We start from the raw sequence: 24,472 nt of genomic DNA, 5'->3' as shown, positions 1-24,472 counted from the left end.
AATAAATGGGAATTAAAACGAAATTCAAGCGCTTTTTTGATCTTGAGACCGATTATGAGTATGAAAACGAGTATGAAGATGACTCAGTAGCTGAAGAAGAAGAGATTACACCTTCTCATACGAAAAAAGGGAAGCCGAACGTTGTAAGTCTTCAAAGCATTCAGCAACAGGTTAAAGTTGTTCTAGTAGAGCCTCGTGTTTATGCGGAAGCTCAAGACATTGCTGATCAATTAAAAAATCGAAGAGCAGTTGTTATGAATTTGCAAAGAATTCCGCATGATCAAGCAAAGCGAATCGTAGACTTTTTATCAGGAACTGTTTATGCGATTGGTGGGGATATTCAAAAGCTAGGACCAAACACATTTTTGTGCACACCAGAAAATGTTGATGTATCCGGTACAATTTCAGAAATGATGGACGAAGATTAAATCAGGCAGGTGAAGATTATTGAACATGATTTATGCAATTGAAGATGTAGTACTAACACTTATTCAAATCTACTATTACATGATAATAGGATACATACTTTTATCTTGGTTTCCAAATGCTCGTGAGTCATCAATTGGCCAAGTTATTGCAAGGCTTGTGGAACCATATTTATCTCCGTTCCGAAAGATTATTCCGCCGCTTGGCATGATTGACCTTTCGCCTATCGTAGCTTTAATGGCGCTGCACTTTGCCCGTTTTGGAGTAAGTGCGATAGCAGACATGATCGCTCGTTCGCTATAAGGCTGCCGTATGAGTATTTACCAGCATTATAGACCAGAAGAACATGAGTTTGTTGATCGTGTATTAAATTGGAAGTCAGAAGTGACAGAGCGATACAGCCCAAAGCTGACTGATTTCCTAGATCCGCGTGAACAAGAAATTATTAAAACGATCGTTGGTCATGATACGGATGTTCGCCTCTCTTTATGGGGAGGCTCTTCTTTTTCTGAACGAAAACGTGCGTTTTTGTATCCAGATTATATGGAAGCTAAAAACGAAGACTTCCAAATGGTTTGTTATGACATTGAGTATCCCTCAAAGTTTTCTTCCATTGAACATAGAGACGTTCTAGGTGCGTTAATGAACATCGGTGTAAAACGAGGAAAGTATGGCGATATTTTAATTTCAGGGGACAACGTTCAGTTTATATGTGCTGCTGAGATTGCAGGATTCATTGAACTCAATTTAACAAAGATAGGAAAAACAGGTGTAAAGCTTCTTCCTATCAAAGAAAACGAATTAATTGAATCGAAAACAGAATATGACGAAAGAAACGGTACTGTATCATCACTGCGTCTTGACGTCATCGTGGCGGAAATATATAACTTGTCACGTGCAAAAGCGTCTCCATTCATTCAGCAAGGACGTGTGAAATTGAACCATAAAGTTACTGAACAAGTGGCAGCTGAAGTTATGGAGGGAGACGAGCTTTCAGTACGAGGATTTGGCAGAAGCAAGCTGATTGCAATAGAAGGAACGACAAAAAAAGAAAAATGGCGTATTCGTTATGGATTATTAAAATAAATTCCCGCTAAAGAAGGAATTTTAGAAAATTTGTCGAAATTAGGTAAAAAATAATGCATCTATGGAGGTGGCCGTTGTGCCTTTAACACCATTGGATATCCACAACAAGGAATTCACAAGAGGTTTCAGAGGGTATAGTGAAGATGAGGTTAATGACTTTTTAGATCAAGTCATTAAAGATTATGAAGCAGTGATTCGTGAAAAGAAGGAATTAGAGGAAACGGTTGCAAATCTTGAAGAAAAAATTTCTTATTTTAAAAACATTGAGGAAACTCTAAATAAGTCGATTTTAATTGCTCAAGAAACAGGTGAAGAAGTAAAAAGAACAGCGACAAAAGAAGCGCGCTTAATTGTTAAAGAAGCAGAAAAGAACGCTGACAGAATCATTAATGAATCACTGTCAAAATCCAGAAAGATTTCAATGGAGATTGATGAACTGAAAAAACAGTCATCCGTTTACCGTACGCGATTCAGAATGCTGATTGAAGCACAGCTTGAGATGTTGAAGAATGATGACTGGGATTCTTTAAATGCTCCTGAAAATCTTGAGAGCTACGAACTTCAGGAAGTAAAGACGGAAGCTTGACATTCATTAAAAAAATCGCATATACTTTTCTAAGATTAATATGTGACGAAGACGGGGACAGTAAAATACTTTCTTTCTATTAAAGCGAACTGGGAAATGGTGCAAGCCTGGTATAGTGAAGTATTTGAAGATCACCCCTGAGTTCTTGGACTGAAATATTTGCAGTAAGTTCAAGCGCCTCATCCACGCTACGGATGACTAAGCGGGTTTTGTGATTATATCATGAACCTATTAGGGTGGTACCGCGGGTTAACCTTCTCGTCCCTACTGTTCGTTCAGTAGGGCTGAGAAGGTTTTTTCGTTTTCCGTGCAGTTACTAGAAAACCAAGTCATCTGTCACGTTTTATCGTAATGAAGGAGGAAAAATGATGAATTATAAAGACACGCTACTAATGCCAAAAACAGAGTTTCCGATGCGTGGAAATCTTCCGCAAAGAGAACCTGTTGTACAGGAAAAGTGGAAAGAACTAAACATTTATGAAATGGTGCTTGAAAATACAAAGGATTTGCCGCCGTTTATCTTACATGACGGACCTCCGTATGCGAATGGCGATATCCATATCGGGCATGCTGAAAACAAAATCCTAAAAGATATCATTGTTCGTTTCAAATCCATGACTGGTCATTATGCACCATATGTTCCTGGCTGGGATACACACGGATTGCCAATTGAAACGGCACTTACAAAAAGCGGGAAAGTAAAACGCAAAGAGCTGACTGTTGCAGAATTTCGTAAGCTTTGTGAAGAATATGCTCTTAAACAAGTTGATCATCAGCGTGAACAGTTTAAACGTCTAGGCGTTCGCGGTGACTGGGAAAACCCTTATATCACACTTGATAAAGGCTATGAAGCAAGACAGATTGAAGTATTCGGCGAGATGGCGAAGAGAGACTTGATCTACAAAGGGCTAAAGCCTGTTTATTGGTCACCATCATCAGAGTCTGCATTGGCAGAGGCGGAAATTGAATATCAAGATAAGCGTTCAGCTTCTATCTATGTAGCTTTTGATTTGAAAGATGGTAAAGGAGTTTTAGATACAGATGAAAAACTCGTAATCTGGACTACAACGCCATGGACGATTCCAGCAAACTTAGGAATCTCCGTTCACCCTGAGTTGGATTATGTTTCTGTTCAAACTGAGAATGGTAAATATGTTGTTGCGGAAGCACTTTTAGAATCTCTTACAAAAGAATTCGAATGGGAACAGGCTGAAGTTGTTAAACGTTTCAAAGGTGCGGAAATTGAAAATGCCGTAGCAAGCCACCCGTTATATGGACGTGATTCACTTGTAATGCTTGGTGATCATGTTACAACGGACGCAGGAACAGGCTGTGTTCATACAGCTCCTGGACACGGGGAAGATGATTTTCTAGTAGGTAAGCGCTACGGTCTTGAAGTGTTGTGCCCTGTTGATGACAGAGGTGTAATGACAAAAGAAGCTCCTGGATTCGAAGGTCTATTTTACGATGAGGCAAATAAACCGATTACCGAACAATTACAAGAAAAAGGTGCTTTGTTAAAGCTTTCATTTATCACACACTCGTATCCGCATGACTGGAGAACAAAAAAGCCGGTAATCTTCCGTGCAACTGCACAGTGGTTTGCGTCCATTAAAGGTATCCGTGAAGATATGCTTCGCGCGATCGAAGAAGTGAACTGGGTTCCTACTTGGGGTGAGACACGTCTTCACAACATGATTAAGGACCGTGAAGATTGGTGTATTTCCCGTCAAAGAGCATGGGGTGTTCCAATCCCTGTATTCTATGGTGAAGATGGAGAAGCAATCCTTACTGAAGAAACGATTGCTCATGTTGTAGAATTGTTTAGAGAACACGGTTCAAATGTTTGGTTTGAAAGAGAAGCGAAAGATTTGCTGCCTGAAGGGTTTACATCTCCTCACAGTCCGAACGGCCGTTTCTCAAAAGAAACAGATATTATGGATGTATGGTTTGATTCTGGAACATCACATTGGGGTGTGCTAGAAGAGAGAGAAAACTTAGTTCGGCCTGCAGACCTTTATCTTGAAGGATCTGACCAATACCGTGGATGGTTTAATTCATCGCTTTCGACATCAGTTGCGATCACTGGAAAAGCTCCTTATAAAGCAGTTCTTAGCCATGGATTCGTTTTAGATGGTGAAGGACGTAAGATGAGTAAATCAATTGGCAATACGCTTGATCCGATAAAGGTTATGAAGCAGCTTGGAGCAGACATCATTCGTCTATGGGTATCTTCAGTAGACTATCAATCAGATGTGCGTGTATCCGATGACATCTTAAAACAAGTGGCAGAAGTATACCGTAAGATCAGAAACACACTTCGTTTCTTATTGGGTAACCTTCATGGTTTCGATCCAAAGCAGCATTCTGTTGCATTTGATGAAATGCCGGATCTTGAAAAGTACATGATGGTTAAGCTTGATAAAGTTGTAGCCAAAGTAAAAAAGGCATATGAAGAATATCAATTTATTACGGTATACAATACAATTCATAATTTCTGTACGATCGAGTTAAGTTCTTTCTATTTGGATATGGCAAAAGATACGCTTTATATCCAAGCTGAAGATGATCATAAACGCAGAAGTATCCAAACGGTGCTTTACGAAACGTTAATGGCACTAACAAAACTTTCTGCTCCAGTACTTTCTCACACAGCTGACGAAGTATGGGAGTACATTCCAGGTGCAGAAGAAGCAAGTGTTCAATTAACAACGATGCCAGAAGTGAAAAACTATCAAGGTACAGAACAGCTTGAAAAAGACTGGGATGTATTTATGGATGTACGTGACGAAGTGTTAAAAGCATTAGAAGAAGCGAGAAGCCAAAAAACGATCGGCAAATCACTTACTGCTTCAATCACTCTTTATCCTACCGAAGCGTTAAAACCATGGCTTGAGTCGGTAGAAGACTTGAATAAGCTCTTTATCGTTTCTAAAGCTGTAGTTGGAGGAGTGAAAACTGAAGCTCCTGAATCTGCAGGACAGTATGACCATGTTGCTGTTTCTGTAACTTCTGCTGAAGGTGAAACATGTGAACGCTGCTGGGTTGTTTCTGAAGATGTAGGTAAGAATGAGAGCCATCCTACACTTTGTGCAAGCTGTGCAGATATCGTTGAAAAGCATTACGCTTAAAAGCTGTTTTTCGTATTCAGTGCCGTTCTTTGGAAGTGGTTGATTTCCGTTTCAGATGTTCGCTTTCCGCGGGGCAGGCGGTGAGCCCCTTGCCGCTTCGCGCCCTTAAGGGTCTCACCTGACCGCTTGTCCCGCAGGAGTCTCGCATCTTACACTCCAATCAACTTGCCAAGGTAGCGATTAGTTAGAATCAGCCAATTGCAACAACTCTTTGGAAAATAAAAAATTTAAAAGAAAATCCCGCGATTTGCGGGATTTTTTCTTGTGGTGGAGTACTTCATTGGTGACATGCACAAATTAAATTGTAGAACGTCCGATGGCTGTGCTACAATTCATAAAGACATTAATTTCTGTATCGGAGGAGTTCTATTGTTTTATTATCTTGTAGCTTTGTTAATCTTGGCAGTAGACCAGGTGACAAAGTGGGTAATCGTAAAGAAAATGGAATATGGAGAGTCTATTCCTGTTATTGATCAAGTATTCTACATAACCTCTCACCGAAACAGGGGAGCAGCTTTCGGTATTCTGCAAGATCAGCGATACTTTTTTATCATTATTACGGTCATCGTTGTTGGGGTAGTGGTTTATTATCTGCAAAAGCACGCACACGATAAATTGCTTAAAACAGCACTCGCTCTAGTATTAGGTGGAGCTGTTGGGAATTTTATCGATCGTTTGCTTCGCGGTGAAGTTGTTGATTTTCTAAATGTTTATATTGGAAGCTATGATTTCCCTATATTTAATGTTGCGGACAGCGCGCTCGTTGTGGGTGTAGGTCTTATTTTTATTCAAAGTTTTATGGAAAGCAAAAAGAAGGAGACAGAAAATGAATAAATTCGAGTATACGGTAACTCCTGAACAAGCAGGAAACCGTATTGATAAGGTTTTGTCTGAGGTTCAGGACGATTGGTCCCGTTCACAAATTCAAAACTGGATCAAAGACAAAATTGTGTTATTGAGTAACAGTCCTGTAAAGTCTAACTATAAATGTGCAGCTGGCGATGTGATTGAAATTGAAATCCCGGAACCAGAAGTGCTTGATGCTGTTCCAGAAGAGATGAATCTTGATATCGTATACGAAGATTCAGATGTACTTGTTGTAAATAAACCCCGTGGGATGGTCGTCCACCCAGCTCCAGGGCATTACAGCGGAACACTAGTGAACGGTCTTATGGCTCACTGTAAAGATCTATCTGGAATCAATGGTGTGTTGCGTCCTGGGATTGTCCACCGTATTGATAAAGATACGTCAGGATTATTAATGGTCGCTAAGAATGACATGGCTCACGAATCTCTTGTTAACCAGCTTAAAGCGAAAACAACAACTCGTGTTTATAAAGCGATTGTTCATGGAGTTATGCCGCACGATCAAGGTACGATCGATGCTCCGATCGGAAGAGATAAGAGTGATCGTCAAAAAATGACGGTTACAGATGAAAACAGCCGTGACGCTGTTACGCATTTTAATGTTATTAAACGATTTGCAAATTATACGTTTGTTGAGTGTCAGTTAGAAACAGGTAGAACACACCAAATCCGTGTTCACATGAAGTATATTGGGTTCCCTCTAGCTGGTGACCCGAAGTATGGTCCTTCAAAGACGCTTACAATTGATGGCCAGGCACTTCATGCAGAAACACTTGGTTTTGAACATCCGCGAACAGGCGAATATATGGAGTTTAAACGTGAAATTCCAGCTGATATGAATGATCTTTTAGATTTATTAGAGAAAAGAAGTTGACAATCAACTAGGAGTTTGTCATAATCAATGTAACTTAAATAGTCCTTTAACTTTAGTCCCGTGAGGCTGAGAAGGAAACGTTATTAATGAGAATCCAACAGGGATTACTCTATCCTCTCGTCATGCGTGACGGGAGGATTTTTTTTTGAAAGATAACGGTTAAAGGCACCGAGTTTTAAAAGGAGGGTATGTTATGTCAAAGACAGTATTAATGGATGACCAAGCAATCAGAAGAGCATTGACTCGAATTGCGCATGAGATCATTGAGCGGAATAAAGGAGTCAAAGACATCGTATTAGCTGGCATAAAGACCCGAGGTGAATTTCTTGCAAAACGCCTTGCTGAGCGTATCGAACAGATCGAGGGAAATGCCGTGTCAGTAGGTGTAATTGATATCACATTATACAGAGACGATCTTAAGATCAAAACGGATGATTCTGAACCTGAAGTGAAAGGAACTGACATTCCGGTCGAAGTTTCTGACAAAAAGATTATCTTGGTGGATGATGTTCTATATACAGGAAGAACAGTTAGAGCAGGTATGGATGCCATCATGGATCTTGGACGAGCCTCGAATATACAGCTTGCAGTCCTTATCGACAGAGGTCATAGAGAATTGCCGATACGAGCTGATTATGTAGGAAAAAATGTTCCAACATCAAGCGAAGAAATTATATCAGCCTCTTTAATAGAAGTTGATGGCTTTGATGAAGTATCGATCTCAACAAACAAATAAAGTCCCTTTAAATTCAGTCCAGAGAGGCTGGCAAGGGAGGTATAAATCATGTGCTCACAATGTTCTTAGTGTGCACATGTGCCTCCGCGGCCTCTTTTGCTAAAAAGCAGAAGAGGTTTTTTATTGCAGAAAAGAGCGTCTTATACACAGGAGGTATTTCTAAATGAAAAACAACACAAAAGCAATTTTAGATGTAAATGAAAAACCGTCACCGGTTCAATGGCTGACACTAAGCTTACAGCACTTATTTGCAATGTTCGGCGCAACGGTATTGGTACCGTTCTTAGTTGGACTGCATCCTGGAGTGGCACTCGTATCAAGCGGACTTGCAACAATCGCATATCTATTGGTAACAAAAGGCCAGATTCCCGCTTACCTTGGATCAAGCTTTGCTTTTATCACACCGATCTTGACGGTTAAAGCTTTTGGCGGACCTGAAGCAGCAATGCTAGGAAGTTTTCTAGCGGGACTAGTATATGGGGTAGTCGCACTTTTAATAAAAGGCTTTGGCTTTAAATGGCTGATGAGAGTGCTGCCGCCGGTTGTCGTTGGTCCTGTCATTATCGTAATCGGATTAGGGCTGGCAAATGTAGCAGTAGGAATGGCGATGAACGACCCTGAAACACAGAAGTATAGCTTAAATCACTTTACGGTAGCACTTTTCACACTTGGCATTACAATCATATGCTCGATTTTCTTTAGAGGAATCTTAGGAATTATACCAATCTTAATCGGAATTATCGCAGGTTTTAGCTTTGCTTACTTCAGAGGTATTGTAGATTTTACGAAAGTGGCAGAAGCAAAATGGATTCAAGCACCAGACTTCTTCGTACCTTTTGTAAACTATACTCCAGACTTCTCATGGAGTATTGCTATGATCATGATGCCGGTTGCTGCGGTAACCATTGCAGAACACATCGGACATCAGCTCGTTCTATCTAAAGTAGTTGGCCGAAACTTTATTGAAAAACCAGGCCTTCATCGCTCGATTTTAGGCGATGGAATGGGAGTGGTTATCGGTTCTTTGATCGGCGGACCGCCTGTAACAACTTACGGTGAAAACATCGGAGTGTTAGCAATAACTCGAGTTTACTCAGTTTTCGTAATAGGAGGAGCTGCTGTGACAGCGATCCTGTTCGGATTCTCTGGGAAAGTTACAGCACTGATCAGCACAATTCCAACAGCGGTAATGGGTGGAGTTTCCATTCTCTTGTTCGGAATCATCGCTTCATCAGGATTAAGAATGCTTGTAGATAATAATATAGACTTTGGAAACAAAAGAAACTTGATTATCTCATCTGTAATCTTAGTAACCGGAATTGGCGGAGCAGCTCTTAAGATCAATGCAAACTTTGAGATTGCTGGAATGGCTTTAGCAACACTGATCGGAATTGTTCTAAACTTGGTGCTGCCAGGAAGAGAAAACGAAAAAGATCTAATCAACAAAATGTTTAAAACAGATGGAAACGACACAGCTGCATAATACACCTTTTAAATAAGTACGAGAGACTTAAAAGGGTGACGACTTAAGAGGAACGGTTTTCTTCTTCTGTTAAGAGCACCCTGAAAAAACTTTCAGGGTGCTATTTTTATGTCAAAAGGAGAGTTTAGAATGAATCATTTGCTGTCAATGAACGAGCTGTCTATCGAAGACATTCAATACATTTTAAACAAAGCAGAAGAATTTAAAAGCGGAAAGCAAGATAAAATCTTCAACGATAAGATGATCGCGAATTTATTTTTTGAGCCAAGTACAAGAACAAGGTTCAGCTTTGAAGCTGCAGAACACAGACTTGGCATGAAACCTTTAAACGTGGAAGTTAACGGTTCTTCCGTTCAAAAAGGAGAAACGCTCTACGACACGTTAAGAACGCTGGAGGAAATAGGAGTAGAAGCATTTGTTATCAGACATCCTGAAGACCGCTATTTCGATGGCTTAGCTGAAAAAATAAATGTTCCTATCATCAACGCAGGTGATGGCTGCGGAAATCATCCAACTCAATCTCTTTTAGATCTACTAACGATTCAACAAGAGTTTATCGTTTTGCAAGGATTAACAGTCGTTATTGTAGGTGACATCCTGCACAGCAGGGTGGCACGCTCAAACGCAGAGGTACTTCGAAAAATGGGTGCGAAAGTCATGTTCTCAGGTCCTGAAGAATGGTTTGTTGATGAGTGGAAAGAAGACTTTGTTCCGATGGATGAAGCAGTAGAAGCAGCAGATGCTTTAATGATGCTCAGAATACAGCATGAAAGACATAGCAGTTCCATGCTGCTAACAAAAGAAGAGTATCATCAACAATATGGTCTAACGCTGGAACGAGAAAAGAGGATGAAGTCTCACAGTATAATCATGCACCCTGCCCCGGTTAATAGAGGGATTGAAATTGCAGATGAGCTTGTAGAGTGTGAACGCTCGAGAATCTTTCAACAAGTACAAAACGGGGTTTTTATTCGGATGGCAGTTTTGAAATGGGCTTTAACAACAAATCAGGAGGCGGTAGATCATGGGTTACTTATTAAAAAACGCTAACATTTTAGATGGAAGCAATAACTTTATTCATACAGATATTTTAATCGAAAATAACATGATTAAAAAAATTGAAAAAGACATTCCTTTAGAGGAACACCAAGTGCTAGAAGCAGAGGGGAAACTTGTTACTCCAGGATTTGTAGATCTTCATGTTCACTTAAGAGAGCCTGGCGGTGAGCATAAAGAGACGATTGCATCTGGAACGAAAGCAGCTGTTAAAGGCGGCTATACAACTCTTGCGGCAATGCCGAACACGCGCCCTGTACCAGACAGTGCTGAGACTTTAGAACTTGTTCAGCAAAAAATTAAGCAGACAGCAAGCTGCAGAGTATTGCCTTACGCTTCGATCACAACGAGACAAATCGGCAGTGAATTAACAGATTTTGAAACACTTTTAAAAGGCGGGGCATTTGCTTTTACGGATGATGGAGTAGGCGTACAATCAGCTGGAATGATGCTGAAAGCGATGAAACAGGCGAGCCGGCTTGGAGCAGTAATCGTGGCACATTGTGAAGACAATTCCCTTCTTCCTAAAGGAGGAGCTTTTCATGAAGGTGAGTTTGCTAAAAAAGAAAATTTGCCGGGAATTCCTTCAGTCAGTGAATCTGTTCACATCGCACGTGATGTACTGCTCGCTGAAGCAGCAGAGGCAAGATACCATGTTTGCCACGTGAGTACAAAAGAATCTGTACGCGTAATAAAAGATGCTAAGCGCGCTGGAATAAAAGTGACAGCGGAAGTTACACCGCATCACTTAATCTTAAGTGACAAAGACATAAAGGCAAACGATACACATTATAAGATGAATCCGCCGCTAAGAAGTGAAGCCGATCGAGAAGCGTTAATCCAAGGATTAAAAGAAGGCACACTAGACTTTATCGCAACAGATCATGCGCCGCATAGTGCAGAAGAGAAAAGCCAGAATGTTGAACTTGCACCTTTTGGAATTGTAGGTCTTGAAACAGCTTTTCCTCTCCTTTACACAGAGCTTGTCGTAAAAGAGAAGTTATTCACGCTGCAGGAGCTAGTTGATAACATGACGAAAAAACCGGCAAAAAGTTTTGACCTACCTTATGGATCACTTAAAGAAGGCGCACTTGCTGATATAACAATTTTAGATTTAGAAAAAGAAGAAGCGATCAACGCTGGTGAGTTCGTATCAAAAGGGAAAAATACACCGTTTGACGGCTGGATCTGCAAAGGATGGCCGGTTGCAACAATTTTTGATGGAAAGCTTGTTTATCACAGAGAGGAGAGCTTAGTATGAAACGCTACTTAATTTTAGAGGATGGAACAATTTTTAACGGATTGGCATTTGGTTCACAGCGTGAATCAAGCGGGGAAGTAGTATTTACGACAAGTATGACAGGATATCAGGAAGTAATGACAGATCCTTCTTATTGTGATCAAATCATCTGCTTTACGTATCCGCTAGTGGGCAACTACGGAATCAACCGTTCTGATTATGAGTCTATTCATCCGGCTACAAGCGGAATCATCGTAAACGAACATGCTGAGTTCCCAAATCACCATGAAGGGATGCAGTCATTAAGCAGCTGGCTGACGGCTAAGGATATTCCTGGACTGTATGGAATTGATACACGTAAGTTAACGAGAAAGATCCGTCAGTTTGGTACATTAAAAGGGAAAATGACGAATTCCATTGAAAATGCTGAAGAGATTATTAACGAATTGAACAGAACAGGATTAACAACTGATCAAGTGAAAAAAGTATCTACAAAATCTCCTTACCACTTGCCAAACAGCGGATATCGAGTTGTAGTTGTAGACTTTGGTGTGAAAAGCGGAATGCTGAGAGAACTTTCGAGACGTTTATGTGATGTAATCGTTGTACCTTACAACACAACGGCGGCTGATATTATCCGCCTGCAGCCTGACGGTGTTTTACTCAGCAACGGCCCTGGAGATCCAAAAGATGTACACTCAGGCATTACAATGATTCAAGAGCTTTTAAAGAACAACGTTCCGATCTTAGGAATCTGCTTGGGGCATCAACTTCTAGCTCTTGCTTCGGGCGCTGATACAGAAAAGCTGAAATTCGGACACAGAGGATCTAACCACCCAGTCAAAGATCTTGCAACTGGAAAAATAGCACTAACTTCTCAAAATCACGGATACGCGGTAAACGAAAGTTCGTTATTAAACACAGATTTAGTACTTACACATCAAGCAGTAAACGATGGAACAGTAGAAGGCTTGAAACATAAAGAAAAGCCGGCCTTTTCCATCCAATATCACCCAGAGGCATCACCAGGACCACAAGATTCAAATCCGATTTTTGATGATTTCATGAACATGATAAAAACAACTAAGAAAGAAGGTTTGATGCAATATGCCTAAACGTCAAGATATCCGAAAAATTCTAGTAATAGGTTCTGGACCAATCGTAATTGGACAAGCTGCTGAATTTGATTATGCAGGTACACAAGCTTGCCAAGCTTTAAAAGAAGAAGGATATGAAGTTGTTCTAGTTAACTCAAACCCAGCAACAATCATGACAGATCCCAATATGGCCGATAAGGTTTACATCGAACCCCTAACACTCGAGTTTGTTTCTCGAATCATCCGTCAAGAGCGGCCCGATGGCCTTCTGGCCACACTTGGCGGACAAACAGGTCTTAACATGGCAGTAGAGCTTTTTAATTCAGGGATTCTCGAGGAATACAACGTAGAGCTATTAGGAACAAAGCTTCCCTCGATTCAACAAGCGGAAGACCGTGACTTGTTCAGAAATTTAATGAGAGAGTTGAACGAGCCAGTACCTGAGAGTGCAATCGTTCACAACATGGAAGAAGCAAGAGCATTTGTTGAAGAAAATGGTTACCCTGTTATCATTCGTCCTGCCTTTACGCTCGGAGGAACAGGCGGCGGTATTGTAACAAACGAAGAAGAGTTTTTAGAAATTACGCCATCTGGTCTGCATGCAAGTCCGGTTGGACAAGTATTGATCGAGAAAAGCATCGCTGGATTCAAGGAAATCGAATATGAAGTAATGAGAGATAAAAACGACACGGCGATCGTCGTATGTAACATGGAAAACATTGATCCAGTCGGTATCCATACAGGTGATTCAATTGTAGTAGCACCGAGTCAGACATTAACAGATAGAGATTATCAGCTTTTACGAAACGCATCATTAAAAATTATAAGAGCCTTAAAAATTGAAGGAGGCTGTAACGTACAGCTCGCCCTAGACCCAGAAAGCGCGCAATACTATGTGATTGAAGTAAATCCGCGTGTAAGCCGTTCATCTGCACTAGCTTCAAAAGCGACAGGATACCCGATCGCAAAATTAGCAGCAAAGATTGCAGTAGGCTACACACTAGATGAAATTAAAAACCCAGTAACAGGTACAACGTATGCTTGTTTTGAACCTGCACTTGACTATATTGTTTCAAAGATTCCTAGATGGCCATTTGACAAGTTTGAAGGAGCGAACCGTAAACTTGGTACACAGATGAAAGCAACTGGAGAAGTTATGGCAATCGGACGCAACTTTGAAGAATCTCTTTTAAAAGCTGTGCGGTCGCTTGAAATATCTGCTTTCCATCTAGATGTAAAAGAAAAAAATCTAACTAAATCAGAAGTTGAAGAAAAGATCCTGCGAGCAGATGATGAAAGACTTTTCTATATCGCAGAAGCTTTTAGAATGGGTATTTCAGTAGAAGAAATTCATGAATGGACGAAGATTGATCTGTTCTTCTTAGAAAAACTTTACGGAATCATCTTATTAGAAAAGCGTGTGAAAGAGCGTAAGAAGGATGCTGTTATCTTAAAGAAAGCAAAAGAAAAAGGATTCAGCGACCGATGGATTGCAGAAGCTTGGGAGATGGATGAATACGAGCTTTATCAATTCAGACTGAACGAAAGAATCAAACCAGTGTTCAAGATGGTCGATACGTGTGCAGCTGAGTTCGAATCGGCAACACCTTACTACTACGGAACATACGGTGAAGAAGATGAATCCATTATTACGGATAAAAAGAGTGTTGTTGTACTTGGATCGGGACCAATCAGAATCGGACAGGGTATTGAATTTGATTACGCTACAGTTCACACGGTTTGGGCGATTCAAGAAGCAGGATATGAAGCAATCATTATAAACAATAACCCAGAAACGGTTTCTACTGACTTCAGTATGTCAGACAAGCTTTATTTTGAACCACTGACGGTAGAAGACGTTATGCATGTCATTGAACATGAAAAGCCAGAAGGAGTCATCGTTCAGTTTGGAGGACAGACAGCCATCAATCTTTCTGAAGAGCTTGAAAGAAGAGGAATTACGATTCTTGGAACATCCCTTGACAGCATGGATTTAGCTGAAGACAGAGAGCGTTTTGAAAAAGTGATGCAGCAGCTTAACATCCCGCAGCCAGCAGGAAAAACAGCATTCTCTGTAACGGACGCTGTAACGATCGCAAATTCAATCGGTTATCCTGTTCTTGTTCGTCCATCTTATGTGTTAGGTGGAAGAGCGATGGAAATCGTGTACCAAGAAAGCGAACTTCTTCAATACATGGAGAACGCAGCGAGAGTAAATCCTGATCATCCGGTATTGGTTGACAGATACCTTGAAGGTAAAGAGATTGAAGTAGATGCGATTTCAGACGGAAAAGATGTGTTCATCCCAGGAATGATGGAGCATATTGAACGCGCGGGTGTTCACTCAGGTGACTCAATCGCGGTTTATCCTCCGCAAACATTGCCTGAAAGTATCAAACAAAAGATTATCGACAGAACCATCTCAATCGCAAAAGGATTAAAAATCATCGGATTGTTAAACATCCAGTTCGTATGGCACAAAGAGGAAGTATATGTGCTTGAAGTGAATCCGCGCTCAAGCCGAACAGTGCCGTTCCTAAGCAAGATAACGGGGGTTCCGATGGCAAACGTAGCTACCAAAGTTATTTTAGGTGAGAGCTTACAACGTCAAGGTTATGAAACGGGCTACCAGAAGGAAGCGGATGAGGTTTCGGTAAAAGTACCAGTGTTCTCCTTCGCTAAACTTCGCCGCGTAGATACGTATTTAGGACCTGAGATGAAGTCAACTGGGGAAGTAATGGGAAGAGATAAGAATCTTCAAAAAGCCCTTTACAAAGGTCTTATCGCCTCTGGCATGAAGATTCCTGCATATGGAACAGTACTCTTTACTGTCGCGGATAAAGATAAAGAAGAAGCACTTCATATGGTGAAGAGATTCTACGAGATCGGCTACTCGATCATGGCAACAGAAGGAACAGCAAGCATTATCGAAAAAGAAGGCATTCCAGTTGATGTAGTTGGAAAGATTGGTTCTGAAGGAAGAAACCTGCTTGAAGTGATTCGAAAAGGTGAAGCGCAATTTGTTGTAAACACATTGACTAAAGGAAAGCTGCCAGCTAGAGATGGTTTTAGAATCCGAAGAGAATGTGCCGAAAATGGAGTAGTGTGTCTGACAAACCTGGATACTTCTGTCGCTCTTTTAGAAGTACTAGAATCCATTTCGTTCTCAAGCCATGCCCTATCTTCTTTCACTAAAAAAGAAAAGGTGCTCGTATGATGAAACATTTGTTAAAGGTTACGTCGAATACGGAGATTGCACGAAACATATTTGAAATGAAATTGACTGGCCCTGGTGTAGGAAGTATGACTGCACCTGGTCAGTTTCTCCATGTCAGTGTTGGAAATCATACTTCTAAACTATTGCGCCGTCCTCTCTCCATCTGTGATGTAGATTTTGAAAGAGAAGAAGTAACTTTGTTATATCGAGCGCAAGGCGATGGCACGAAACAGATTAGCGAAAAACAAACCGGTGAAGTAGTGGATGTTCTGGGTCCGCTTGGAAACGGATTTGATATGGATGAAGTGGATGTAAAAAGAAGTGCACTCCTAATAGGTGGAGGAATTGGTGTACCGCCGCTTTACTACCTTGGAAAACAGCTTAAAAATGCTGGAGTTGAAGTTACCTTCATCTTAGGTTATCAATCTTTTGAAGATAGCTTTTATGTAGATAAGTTTAAAGAAATCGGTGAAACGATTGTAACGACGGTAGATGGTTCTCTTGGTATAAAAGGATTTGTTACAGATGCGATGGAAAGATGCATGGAAGAGGCGCCTGTTATTTACTCTGTTGGCCCAGCAGTAATGCTAAAAGCTGTGGAAGATAGAGCTGGGAGCCTAGACGGATATCTTTCTTTAGAAGAACGAATGGGCTGTGGCATCGGAGCGTGTTTTGCATGTGTATGTCCGACCGAAACAAGGAAATCAGGTTACGTAAAAATTTGCAGCGACGGACCAGTATTCAAGATGGGGGAGGTTGTTTTATGAGTCGGCTAAGTGTTTCATTGCCAGGATTAAATATGAAGAACCCCATTCTGCCTGCATCAGGTTGTTTTGGATTTGGAAAAGAATATGCAAAATGGTATGACTTAAGCCTTCTTGGCGGTATTACGATTAAAGCAGCTACGCTTGAGGGGCGTTTCGGAAACCCGACACCCCGAGTAGCTGAAACTGAAAGTGGCATGCTAAACGCTATTGGTCTTCAAAATCCAGGAGTTGCAAACATCATTGAAAATGAACTTCCTGCGCTTAAACCTTACAACATTCCGATCTTAGCTAATATTGCAGGATCAACAGAAGACGAATATATCGAAGTAACAAGACAAATTTCTTCTTCACCTCTCGTATCAGCGATTGAGTTAAACATTTCCTGCCCGAATGTAAAAGAGGGCGGCATTCAGTTTGGAACACATTATAAATCAGCTGCAGATCTAACACGAAAAGTAAAAAACGCATCACAAAAACCTGTGTACGTAAAACTTTCACCGAATGTATCAAACATTACAGAGATGGCTCAAGCAGTGGAGGACGCAGGTGCAGACGGCCTTTCAATGATCAATACACTTGTCGGCATGAAACTGGACTGGAGAAGTGGAAATCCTATCTTGGCGAACAAAACAGGCGGATTATCTGGTCCAGCGATCAAACCGGTAGCGATACGTATGATTTATGAAGTTAGTCAAAAAGTTTCTCTTCCGATCATCGGTATGGGTGGTGTGAGTACTGCTGAAGATGTACTGGAAATGATGTCAGCGGGAGCTTCTGCTGTAGCGGTAGGAACGGCGAACTTCGTGAACCCGTATGTGTGTCCAGAAATTATCGATAAGCTTCCATCATTACTGGATGAGATTGGTGTTGAACATATAAGCGAAATGACAGGAAGGAGTTTTAAGCAATGGAAAACCCCGTTATCATCGCGCTAGACTTTGAAAATGCCAAAAAAGCAAAGGTGTTTTTAGCAAATTTTGATGATCAGTCTCCTTATGTAAAAGTCGGTATGGAACTTTTTTATGCAGAAGGTGCTTCCTTTGTCAGGTGGCTGAAAGAACAAAACTTTCGCGTTTTCCTAGATTTAAAGCTTCATGATATTCCTACGACTGTTCATAAAGCAATGAAAGTTCTCGGTGGACTGAACATTGATATGGTTAATGTGCATGCTGCTGGAGGAGTAGCGATGATGAAAGCCGCTAAGGAAGGTCTTCTTGCAGCAGGTGCTCATCATACGAAATTGATCGCTGTCACTCAACTGACGAGCACAACAGAAAAAGTGCTGAAAGAAGAATTATTGATCAAGGATATCGATCTGAACGACTGCGTGTCACACTATGCGAAACTTGCGAAGAATGCAGGTCTGGATGGTGTCGTTTGTTCGGTGCAAGAAGCTGCTTCTATCAAGAACGTATGCGGAGAAGACTTCCTTACAGTAACTCCTGGTATCAGACTTTCTGGATCCGATACGCATGATCAGGCGAGAGTAGCAACACCAGGAGAAGCAGCTATAAAAAAATCGGATTATATGGTAATCGGCCGAAGCATTACAGGAGCTGAAGAACCAGTGAGTACTTATGAAGAAATTTTCAATGAATGGAGAGAAAGCTATGAAAACAACAGTTTCCCAACACTTGCTTAATATCGAAGCCGTAACATTATCTCCAGAAAATCCGTATACGTGGTCTTCAGGGTTAAAGTCTCCTATTTATTGCGACAACCGTCTCATCATCGCGTATCCAGAAATCCGTAAACAAGTTGCTGAAGAGCTTGCAGCGGTAATTCAAAATCACTATCCAGAAGCGGATTTAATCGCAGGAACGGCAACAGCGGGTATCCCGCATGCTGCGTTTGTTGCTGAACAGGTGAACCTGCCGATGTGCTATGTACGCTCAAGCGCAAAAGCTCACGGAAAAGCGAAACAAATCGAAGGATTAACAGAAAAAAGCAGAAAAGCGGTTGTTGTTGAAGATTTGATTTCTACAGGAAAAAGCTCTATCCAATCTGTACTTGCACTTCGTGAAGCGGGGATTGAAGTGTTAGGTGTTGTAGCGATCTTTAGCTACGGATTGAAAAAAGCAGATGACGCACTTGGTGAACTAGATATTCCTTTTCAAACGGTTACAAACTTTAGTACATTAATAGAGGAAGCACAAGAAAGCGGTAAGATTAGTGCACAGGGGCTTTCTCTATTAAAAGAATGGCAACAAGACCCAGAACATTGGGGAGCAGCCTCTTTTTCCAAATAGTATTCTAAGGAGACTACGATTTTGAGAAAAATGAACGGTGAGGAATTTGACGAACTTGTTTCTTTTTTTGATGCAATGGCACGTACAACATGGCTGAAAGAAATACACGACACGTTAAAAGAAACAACAGGGTCATGGGTAGATAAAGAAGTCCTGGATGTAGGGTGTGGAACAGGCAGGCTTTTGCTGCGAGGGGCAGAGGAAGCGAAAAGGTTGGTTGGAGTGGATTTGTCATCTGAAATGGTGAAGGCGAGTATTCAGCAATTCTTTTACCATGAATTAAGTGGTAAAAGTGAATTTGTAGTAGCAGATGCAGAAGATTTGCCATTCAAAGATGAGACATTTGATTTAGCGTTATCCACCTGTGTCATGTTTTTATTGCCAGACCCTGCTAATGGGATACGGGAAGTGAATCGTATACTTAAGCAAGATGGTATGATCGCTATGCTTAATCCAAGTGAAAAGATGAGCCAGGAGACTGCTGCTTCTTACGGAAAGGAACGGGGAATCTCAGGCTTTGAAAGAACGGCTTTATTAAAATGGTCTAATGTAAGTACGAGAAGACACCGTTATACGGAGGATGAGATGACAGCATTGCTTCAAAACCTTCGTTTTACGGAGATCAAACATAAAGAAGTATTAGGCGGGCTTGCATTGATTACCACAGCGAAAAAAGAGCAGAACAGCTAATTAATGCTGTCCTGCTTTTTTTGTTAGTCATTTTTGTAGTACTTTAGGGTAGTTGATCTCCGTTTCAGGTGCTCGCTTTCCGCGGGGCAGGCGGTGAGCCCCTTGCCGCTTTGCGCCCTTAAGGGTCTCACCTGACCGCTTTTCCCGCAGGACAAGGAAGGCTTCGGCAGCGTCGCATCGCACGAAGAAAATGTGCTTTTCATTTTCGAGGAGTCCCCACCTTCCACTTCAATCAACTTTTCAATGAAGAAACTTCCAAATTCTTTTACATGCCACTCTCCGTTAGATAAAACCTAATTCTTTAAACGAAAAACAAGATCTTCATCTGGTGTCACATAAAGCGTCTGCTGATTATCATAAATAACAAACCCAGGCTTTGATCCGTTTGGTTTTTTTACATGTCTGACTAGCGTGTAGTCAACAGGTACTGAGCTGGAATTCTTCGCTTTGCTGAAAAATCCTGCTAATATTGCAGCTTCTTGTAATGCTGAGTCACTTGGAGATGATGAACGGATCAGCACATGTGAGCCTGGAATGTCTTTTGTATGAAGCCATGTTTCATTCGCACGTGACAGTTTGAACGTTAGATAATCATTTTGTTTATTGTTCTTTCCAACTAAGATTTCGGTTCCATCAGTTGAAATAAATTTTTCTGGCTGAGGCGTCTTGTTTTGTTTTTTCTTATTTTTACTTTGCCGGTGTTTTAAATAACCGCCTTCACCGAGCTCTTCTCGAATTTCTTCAACATCTTTCATAGATGCAGAATCCATCTGAACAATCAGTCTTTCAAAGTAAAGCAATTCATTCTTTGACTTTTCGATTTGATCTTTGATGATTGAAACAGACTTCTTCAGCTTTGCATATTTTTTGAAGTAGCTTTGTGCATTATCTGCAGGCGTTTTAAGCGGATCGAGAGTAATCTTAACCAATGGCTGGTCCTCTGAGAAATAATCCTCAACTTCTATTTCTTTATCGCCTTTTTTCGCTAAATACATATACGCAGTAAGCAGTTCACCTTTTCTTTGATACTCTTCTGCGTTGACCGTTTGCTGAAGTTCTTTTTCTAGCTTGCCGATCTTTTTATTGATTTTATCATACTCGTTGGACAAGTATTTTTCGAGATCATTTGCCTGCTGTTTAATGCGATCTCGGTCAGCTTTGCCATAGAAAAAGCGATCGAGCATTTTGCTTACCGTATCAAAAAGGCGAATCTCACCAGTAACATGACTTAAAGGAATGACAGAAAAGTATTCTTTCTTTTCATTTGTTATCATTTGAGGTTCGTAGTTTTGCTGGGATAGCTGCTTCATTACTTCAAAGAACGCGTCCGCAACTTCCTCTTTAACGGATAGACCAGCTCGGTAAACGATTTCTTTTGCGATCAAGGGAGAGAACCCACTGAATCTCGCTACAAACTGTTTATCTAATTTTCCTTCGTTCCAAGAAATCCTTGATATTAATTCATCTTTATTTGTAATGGCAAAAGGATCTGTCTTTTCCTGTGCAGGAGGCATCACGTACTGAAAACCTGGAAGAATGGTTCTGTGACGATTTTGAAAGCTCGGAATATGTTTTATGCTATCTACAATCTTTCCTGATTTTTCGTCAACTAAGATAATGTTGCTATGTCTGCCCATGATTTCAACGTATAAGACCTTTGTTGTTTCGTCCCCGATCTCATCACGGTTTTTTACAGTGATCGTAATAATTCTCTCCAAATCAAGCTGTTCAATTTTTTCAATAAAAGCTCCTTCTAAATGCTTTCTGAGCAGCATACAGAACATGGGTGGAGTATCCGGATTTTCATATGTGTGCTCTGTCAGATGCACTCTCGCAAAAGAGGGGTTGGCAGATAATAATAGCTTATGGTTCTTTCCGTTCGCACGGATAGTAAAAACAAGATCTGTCTTATGTGGCTGATATACTTTTGAAATTCTGCCTGACGTAAGTGTGTTCTGTAATTCTGTGGTTATTGCACGTGTCATTATTCCATCAAAACTCATGATTTGGTTCACCTCTTATTTCTGATTCATAGTATAGCATTTTTGCGGACATGCCTGCATATAAATGCTATTAACTAATCTTATTAGAGGTGGAAGCTATGAATTGGTACCAGCTGCCGCAAGACGAAATTGAATCCATACTGAACAGCAGGATGGAAGAAGGGCTCACAAAAAGCGAGCAAGAACGACGGTTAAAGCTAGATGGACCGAATCAGTTAGAAGAAGGTAAGAAGCAGTCTGCCATTTTAATGTTTCTCGCACAATTCAAGGATTTCATGGTTTTAGTATTACTGGCTGCCACGTTGCTTTCTGGTTTTTTAGGAGAATATTTAGACGCGATTGCTATCATCTTGATCGTTGTAATGAACGGAATTCTAGGGTTTATTCAAGAAAGAAAAGCTGAAAAGTCACTGGCTTCCCTAAAAGAACTCTCTGCACCGACTGCACAAGTTTTAAGAGAGGGTAAATGGGTGTCAATCGCCGCTAAAGATGTCGTCACAGGAGATGTAATCAAAGTAAGAAGCGGTGATAGAGTTGGAGCCGATATTCGATTATTAAAAACGTCAGGTTTGCAAATCGAGGAGTCCGCACTTACTGGGGAATCCGTTCCTGCTCAAAAGCATAACAATCTTATTTCTGCTGATGACCTGAACCTCGGTGATCAAGAGAATATGGCGTTTATGGGAACAATGGTCACGAGAGGAACAGGACAAGGTATCGTTGTTGCAACGGGTATGAAAACAGAAATGGGCAAGATCGCACATTTGATTCAAACTGCGGAAAACATTGCAACACCTCTTCAAATGAAGCTTGAACAGCTTGGTAAAATCTTAATCGCACTTGCTCTACTTTTAACCGTACTTGTTGTACTAGCGGGTGTGATGCAAGGACATGATTTGTATAGCATGATTTTAGCTGGGGTATCCCTTGCTGTTGCGGCTATTCCTGAAGGACTCCCGGCAATCGTTACAATTGCACTCGCACTTGGAGTACAAAAGATGATTCGGAAGCGCGCCATTGTCCGCAAGCTTCCTTCTGTAGAAACTTTAGGCTGTGCAACTGTCATCTGTTCTGATAAAACGGGTACGCTTACGCAAAATAAAATGACTGTAACGCGTGTTTGGTCTCAAGGCACACAATGGACTGTCAGTGAAGAAGGTTTTGAAGTTGTTGGAGCGAATATCCAAGAAAGTAATAAACGCGAAGATAAACTGACAGAGGTTTTGGCATATGCGGCACTATGTAATAATGCTTCAATTGAAGAAGTTAAGAAAGGTTCACTGCTGGAAATCGGTGATCCAACTGAGACGGCCTTACTTGTTAGTGCGCATAAAGCAGGCATTACTAAAGAGTCTTTGAGTGAACAATTTACGCATCAGCATGAGTTTCCTTTTGATTCTACACGTAAAATGATGAGTGTCGTTGTTCAAGATACAGATGGAAATCAGATGCTCGTTGTAAAGGGAGCACCAGATGTTTTACTTGAAAAAAGTGATTACATTGTGTGGGACGACAAAAAGCAATTAATGAAACAAGCACATAAAGAAAGAATTAAAGAAGCGATCTACGCTCTTGGAAGTCAGGCCCTCCGGACGATTGCCGTTGCGATTCGGCCGTTAAAAGAGGGAGAGTATTATTCGCAAGCCTCTTTTGCAGAAAGAAACCTTACTTTTATTGGGCTGCAAGGTATGATGGATCCACCGCGCCCTGAGGTTGAAGAGAGTATAAGAGATTGTCAGACTGCTGGAATCAAAACGGTTATGATAACAGGTGACCACGTTGTTACAGCTGCAAGTATAGCGAAAAAATTAAACATGCTGCCGGACGGCGGAAGAGTTATGGAAGGTGCGGAACTCGCCCAATTAAGTGATGAAGAGCTCGATAAAGTTTCTGAAGATGTTTATGTATACGCAAGGGTATCCCCTGAACATAAGTTGAAAATTGTGAAGTCTCTGCAGCGTAAAGGTCATGTTGTAGCGATGACAGGTGATGGGGTAAATGACGCTCCAGCGATAAAGTCAGCTAATATCGGTATTGCGATGGGAATTACAGGAACAGATGTTGCCAAAGAAGCATCCTCCCTCGTTCTCGGAGACGACAACTTTGCTACGATTCGCTCTGCTATAGAAGAAGGAAGAAATATCTATGAAAACATCAGAAAGTTTATTCGTTATCTTCTTGCATCCAATGTCGGTGAAATTCTAGTCATGCTGTTTGCGATGATTATGGGATTGCCATTGCCATTAGTGCCAATCCAAATTCTATGGGTAAACTTAGTAACAGACGGATTACCTGCCATGGCCCTCGGTGTAGATCAGGCTGAAGAAGATGTTATGAGAAGAAAGCCAAGACAAGCAAAAGAAGGAGTCTTCTCAAGAGGGCTTGGCTGGAAAATCGTTTCTCGTGGATTTTTAATAGGGGCTGCCACCATTTTAGCGTTTTGGGTAACGTTAAAAGAAAATCCAGATCAACTAATCGTCGCACAGTCCGTCGCATTTGCCACGTTAGTTATGGCGCAATTAATACACGTATTCGATTGCCGAAGTGAACGTTCCGTTTTCCATAGAAATCCGTTCCAAAACGGATATCTGGTACTAGCGGTCATTTCATCTATTCTTTTACTGCTAGTTGTTATGTATGTGGAGCCATTGCAAGACATCTTCCATACTGTCCCGCTTTCTGTGAGACAATGGCTGCTCGTCATGGGTATGGCGTCCATTCCAACATTTGCATTAGCAGGTTTTCAGTTGTTTAAAAGAGAAGCACGATAAAATATAAGCTGGCTCTCGTGAACGGGAGCCAGCTTCGTTTGTTTTATGCTGAATTTGGCAACATCGGTGCTCGTCCAGCGGCTGGCAAGCACGCTGGACGAGCGCCATACGAAAAAACGAGCGCCATACGAAAAAACGAGCGCCATACGAAAAAACGAGCGCCATACGAAAAAACGAGCGCCATACGAAAAAA

At 41.2% G+C, this 24,472-nt stretch carries 21 protein-coding genes and 1 other annotated feature; of the genes, 19 read left to right on the top strand and 2 right to left on the bottom strand.

What is annotated here, in order from left to right:
- The first annotated feature begins 5 nt into the window (after window positions 1–5).
- The 18 genes from P8610_RS18505 (at window position 6) to P8610_RS18420 (ending at window position 19,505) form a co-directional block, all read left to right on the top strand.
- Window positions 6–428 (top strand): cell division protein SepF, encoded by a 423-nt coding sequence (locus tag P8610_RS18505; protein WP_289495767.1) that lies wholly within the window; start codon window positions 6–8, stop codon window positions 426–428.
- Between the two features lie 25 nt (window positions 429–453).
- Complete coding sequence (locus P8610_RS18500) at window positions 454–729, top strand: YggT family protein (RefSeq protein WP_394605743.1); 276 nt, start codon at window positions 454–456, stop codon at window positions 727–729.
- Between the two features lie 9 nt (window positions 730–738).
- Window positions 739–1,512 carry an RNA-binding protein gene (locus P8610_RS18495; RefSeq protein WP_394605722.1) on the top strand — a complete coding sequence of 258 codons (774 nt, stop codon included), beginning with the start codon at window positions 739–741 and terminating at the stop codon, window positions 1,510–1,512.
- Between the two features lie 76 nt (window positions 1,513–1,588).
- Window positions 1,589–2,098, top strand: coding sequence for a DivIVA domain-containing protein (locus tag P8610_RS18490; RefSeq protein ID WP_066240582.1), 510 nt, complete (start codon window positions 1,589–1,591; stop codon window positions 2,096–2,098).
- 39 nt (window positions 2,099–2,137) lie between these two features.
- Window positions 2,138–2,367 (top strand) — a binding site (T-box leader).
- Window positions 2,368–2,466: 99 nt separating this feature from the next.
- Window positions 2,467–5,229 carry an isoleucine--tRNA ligase gene (ileS, locus tag P8610_RS18485; protein ID WP_394605721.1) on the top strand — a complete coding sequence of 921 codons (2,763 nt, stop codon included), beginning with the start codon at window positions 2,467–2,469 and terminating at the stop codon, window positions 5,227–5,229.
- A gap of 369 nt (window positions 5,230–5,598) precedes the next feature.
- The gene (lspA, locus tag P8610_RS18480; protein ID WP_394605720.1) at window positions 5,599–6,063 is read left to right on the top strand and encodes a signal peptidase II; all 465 of its coding nucleotides are present in this window, start codon (window positions 5,599–5,601) and stop codon (window positions 6,061–6,063) included.
- Window positions 6,056–6,970: an RluA family pseudouridine synthase gene (locus tag P8610_RS18475; RefSeq protein WP_394605719.1), complete on the top strand. Its 915-nt coding sequence runs from the start codon at window positions 6,056–6,058 to the stop codon at window positions 6,968–6,970. Before lspA ends, P8610_RS18475 begins: the two co-directional genes overlap by 8 nt.
- A 193-nt stretch (window positions 6,971–7,163) precedes the next feature.
- Complete coding sequence (gene pyrR, locus P8610_RS18470) at window positions 7,164–7,706, top strand: bifunctional pyr operon transcriptional regulator/uracil phosphoribosyltransferase PyrR (protein WP_066240591.1); 543 nt, start codon at window positions 7,164–7,166, stop codon at window positions 7,704–7,706.
- Between the two features lie 163 nt (window positions 7,707–7,869).
- Window positions 7,870–9,189: a solute carrier family 23 protein gene (locus P8610_RS18465; protein ID WP_394605718.1), complete on the top strand. Its 1,320-nt coding sequence runs from the start codon at window positions 7,870–7,872 to the stop codon at window positions 9,187–9,189.
- 129 nt (window positions 9,190–9,318) lie between these two features.
- Entirely contained in the window at window positions 9,319–10,239 is a 921-nt protein-coding gene (locus P8610_RS18460; RefSeq protein ID WP_394605717.1) for an aspartate carbamoyltransferase catalytic subunit, read from the top strand.
- On the top strand, window positions 10,214–11,506 hold the full coding sequence (locus P8610_RS18455) for a dihydroorotase (protein WP_394605716.1): 1,293 nt from the start codon (window positions 10,214–10,216) through the stop codon (window positions 11,504–11,506). The genes P8610_RS18460 and P8610_RS18455 overlap by 26 nt, the downstream gene beginning before the upstream one ends.
- Complete coding sequence (locus P8610_RS18450) at window positions 11,503–12,600, top strand: carbamoyl phosphate synthase small subunit (RefSeq protein ID WP_289495758.1); 1,098 nt, start codon at window positions 11,503–11,505, stop codon at window positions 12,598–12,600. The genes P8610_RS18455 and P8610_RS18450 overlap by 4 nt, the downstream gene beginning before the upstream one ends.
- Window positions 12,593–15,799, top strand: a complete 3,207-nt coding sequence (carB, locus tag P8610_RS18445) for a carbamoyl-phosphate synthase large subunit (protein WP_394605715.1) — start codon at window positions 12,593–12,595, stop codon at window positions 15,797–15,799. The genes P8610_RS18450 and carB overlap by 8 nt, the downstream gene beginning before the upstream one ends.
- Window positions 15,796–16,566: a dihydroorotate dehydrogenase electron transfer subunit gene (locus P8610_RS18440; protein WP_394605714.1), complete on the top strand. Its 771-nt coding sequence runs from the start codon at window positions 15,796–15,798 to the stop codon at window positions 16,564–16,566. The genes carB and P8610_RS18440 overlap by 4 nt, the downstream gene beginning before the upstream one ends.
- A complete protein-coding gene (locus P8610_RS18435) occupies window positions 16,563–17,501 on the top strand; it encodes a dihydroorotate dehydrogenase (protein ID WP_394605713.1) in 939 nt (312 codons plus the stop codon). The genes P8610_RS18440 and P8610_RS18435 overlap by 4 nt, the downstream gene beginning before the upstream one ends.
- Entirely contained in the window at window positions 17,474–18,208 is a 735-nt protein-coding gene (gene pyrF / locus P8610_RS18430) for an orotidine-5'-phosphate decarboxylase (RefSeq protein WP_394605712.1), read from the top strand. Before P8610_RS18435 ends, pyrF begins: the two co-directional genes overlap by 28 nt.
- On the top strand, window positions 18,177–18,815 hold the full coding sequence (gene pyrE, locus P8610_RS18425) for an orotate phosphoribosyltransferase (RefSeq protein WP_394605711.1): 639 nt from the start codon (window positions 18,177–18,179) through the stop codon (window positions 18,813–18,815). Before pyrF ends, pyrE begins: the two co-directional genes overlap by 32 nt.
- A gap of 30 nt (window positions 18,816–18,845) precedes the next feature.
- Window positions 18,846–19,505 (top strand): class I SAM-dependent methyltransferase, encoded by a 660-nt coding sequence (locus P8610_RS18420; protein ID WP_394605742.1) that lies wholly within the window; start codon window positions 18,846–18,848, stop codon window positions 19,503–19,505.
- A 27-nt stretch (window positions 19,506–19,532) separates the two neighbouring features.
- Here P8610_RS18420 and P8610_RS18415 read toward each other — a convergent pair whose 3' ends face one another.
- Window positions 19,533–19,688, bottom strand: a complete 156-nt coding sequence (locus P8610_RS18415) for a hypothetical protein (RefSeq protein WP_394605710.1) — start codon at window positions 19,686–19,688, stop codon at window positions 19,533–19,535.
- Between the two features lie 110 nt (window positions 19,689–19,798).
- Window positions 19,799–21,508 (bottom strand): Rqc2 family fibronectin-binding protein, encoded by a 1,710-nt coding sequence (locus P8610_RS18410; protein ID WP_394605709.1) that lies wholly within the window; start codon window positions 21,506–21,508, stop codon window positions 19,799–19,801.
- Between the two features lie 98 nt (window positions 21,509–21,606).
- Between P8610_RS18410 and P8610_RS18405 the strand changes: the two genes are divergently transcribed.
- A complete protein-coding gene (locus tag P8610_RS18405) occupies window positions 21,607–24,279 on the top strand; it encodes a calcium-translocating P-type ATPase, SERCA-type (protein ID WP_394605708.1) in 2,673 nt (890 codons plus the stop codon).
- Window positions 24,280–24,472 lie beyond the last annotated feature (193 nt).

The organism is Fictibacillus sp. UD, assembly GCF_043558025.1.
GTDB lineage: Bacteria > Bacillota > Bacilli > Bacillales > Fictibacillaceae > Fictibacillus.
The sequence above is the reverse complement of the archived record's forward strand: the minus strand, read 5'-3'. Positions and strand labels throughout refer to the sequence as shown.

Bases quoted from the DNA above. Each gene is read 5' to 3' on its own strand.
- P8610_RS18505 (WP_289495767.1), top strand. From the start codon at position 6: ATGGGAATTAAAACGAAATTCAAGCGCTTTTTTGATCTTGAGACCGAT.
- P8610_RS18500 (WP_394605743.1), top strand. From the start codon at position 454: ATGATTTATGCAATTGAAGATGTAGTACTAACACTTATTCAAATCTAC.
- P8610_RS18495 (WP_394605722.1), top strand. From the start codon at position 739: ATGAGTATTTACCAGCATTATAGACCAGAAGAACATGAGTTTGTTGAT.
- ileS (WP_394605721.1), top strand. From the start codon at position 2,467: ATGAATTATAAAGACACGCTACTAATGCCAAAAACAGAGTTTCCGATG.
- P8610_RS18475 (WP_394605719.1), top strand. From the start codon at position 6,056: ATGAATAAATTCGAGTATACGGTAACTCCTGAACAAGCAGGAAACCGT.
- pyrR (WP_066240591.1), top strand. From the start codon at position 7,164: ATGTCAAAGACAGTATTAATGGATGACCAAGCAATCAGAAGAGCATTG.
- P8610_RS18465 (WP_394605718.1), top strand. From the start codon at position 7,870: ATGAAAAACAACACAAAAGCAATTTTAGATGTAAATGAAAAACCGTCA.
- P8610_RS18460 (WP_394605717.1), top strand. From the start codon at position 9,319: ATGAATCATTTGCTGTCAATGAACGAGCTGTCTATCGAAGACATTCAA.
- P8610_RS18455 (WP_394605716.1), top strand. From the start codon at position 10,214: ATGGGTTACTTATTAAAAAACGCTAACATTTTAGATGGAAGCAATAAC.
- P8610_RS18450 (WP_289495758.1), top strand. From the start codon at position 11,503: ATGAAACGCTACTTAATTTTAGAGGATGGAACAATTTTTAACGGATTG.
- carB (WP_394605715.1), top strand. From the start codon at position 12,593: ATGCCTAAACGTCAAGATATCCGAAAAATTCTAGTAATAGGTTCTGGA.
- P8610_RS18440 (WP_394605714.1), top strand. From the start codon at position 15,796: ATGATGAAACATTTGTTAAAGGTTACGTCGAATACGGAGATTGCACGA.
- P8610_RS18435 (WP_394605713.1), top strand. From the start codon at position 16,563: ATGAGTCGGCTAAGTGTTTCATTGCCAGGATTAAATATGAAGAACCCC.
- pyrF (WP_394605712.1), top strand. From the start codon at position 17,474: ATGGAAAACCCCGTTATCATCGCGCTAGACTTTGAAAATGCCAAAAAA.
- pyrE (WP_394605711.1), top strand. From the start codon at position 18,177: ATGAAAACAACAGTTTCCCAACACTTGCTTAATATCGAAGCCGTAACA.
- P8610_RS18420 (WP_394605742.1), top strand. From the start codon at position 18,846: ATGAACGGTGAGGAATTTGACGAACTTGTTTCTTTTTTTGATGCAATG.
- P8610_RS18410 (WP_394605709.1), bottom strand. From the start codon at position 21,508: ATGAGTTTTGATGGAATAATGACACGTGCAATAACCACAGAATTACAG.
- P8610_RS18405 (WP_394605708.1), top strand. From the start codon at position 21,607: ATGAATTGGTACCAGCTGCCGCAAGACGAAATTGAATCCATACTGAAC.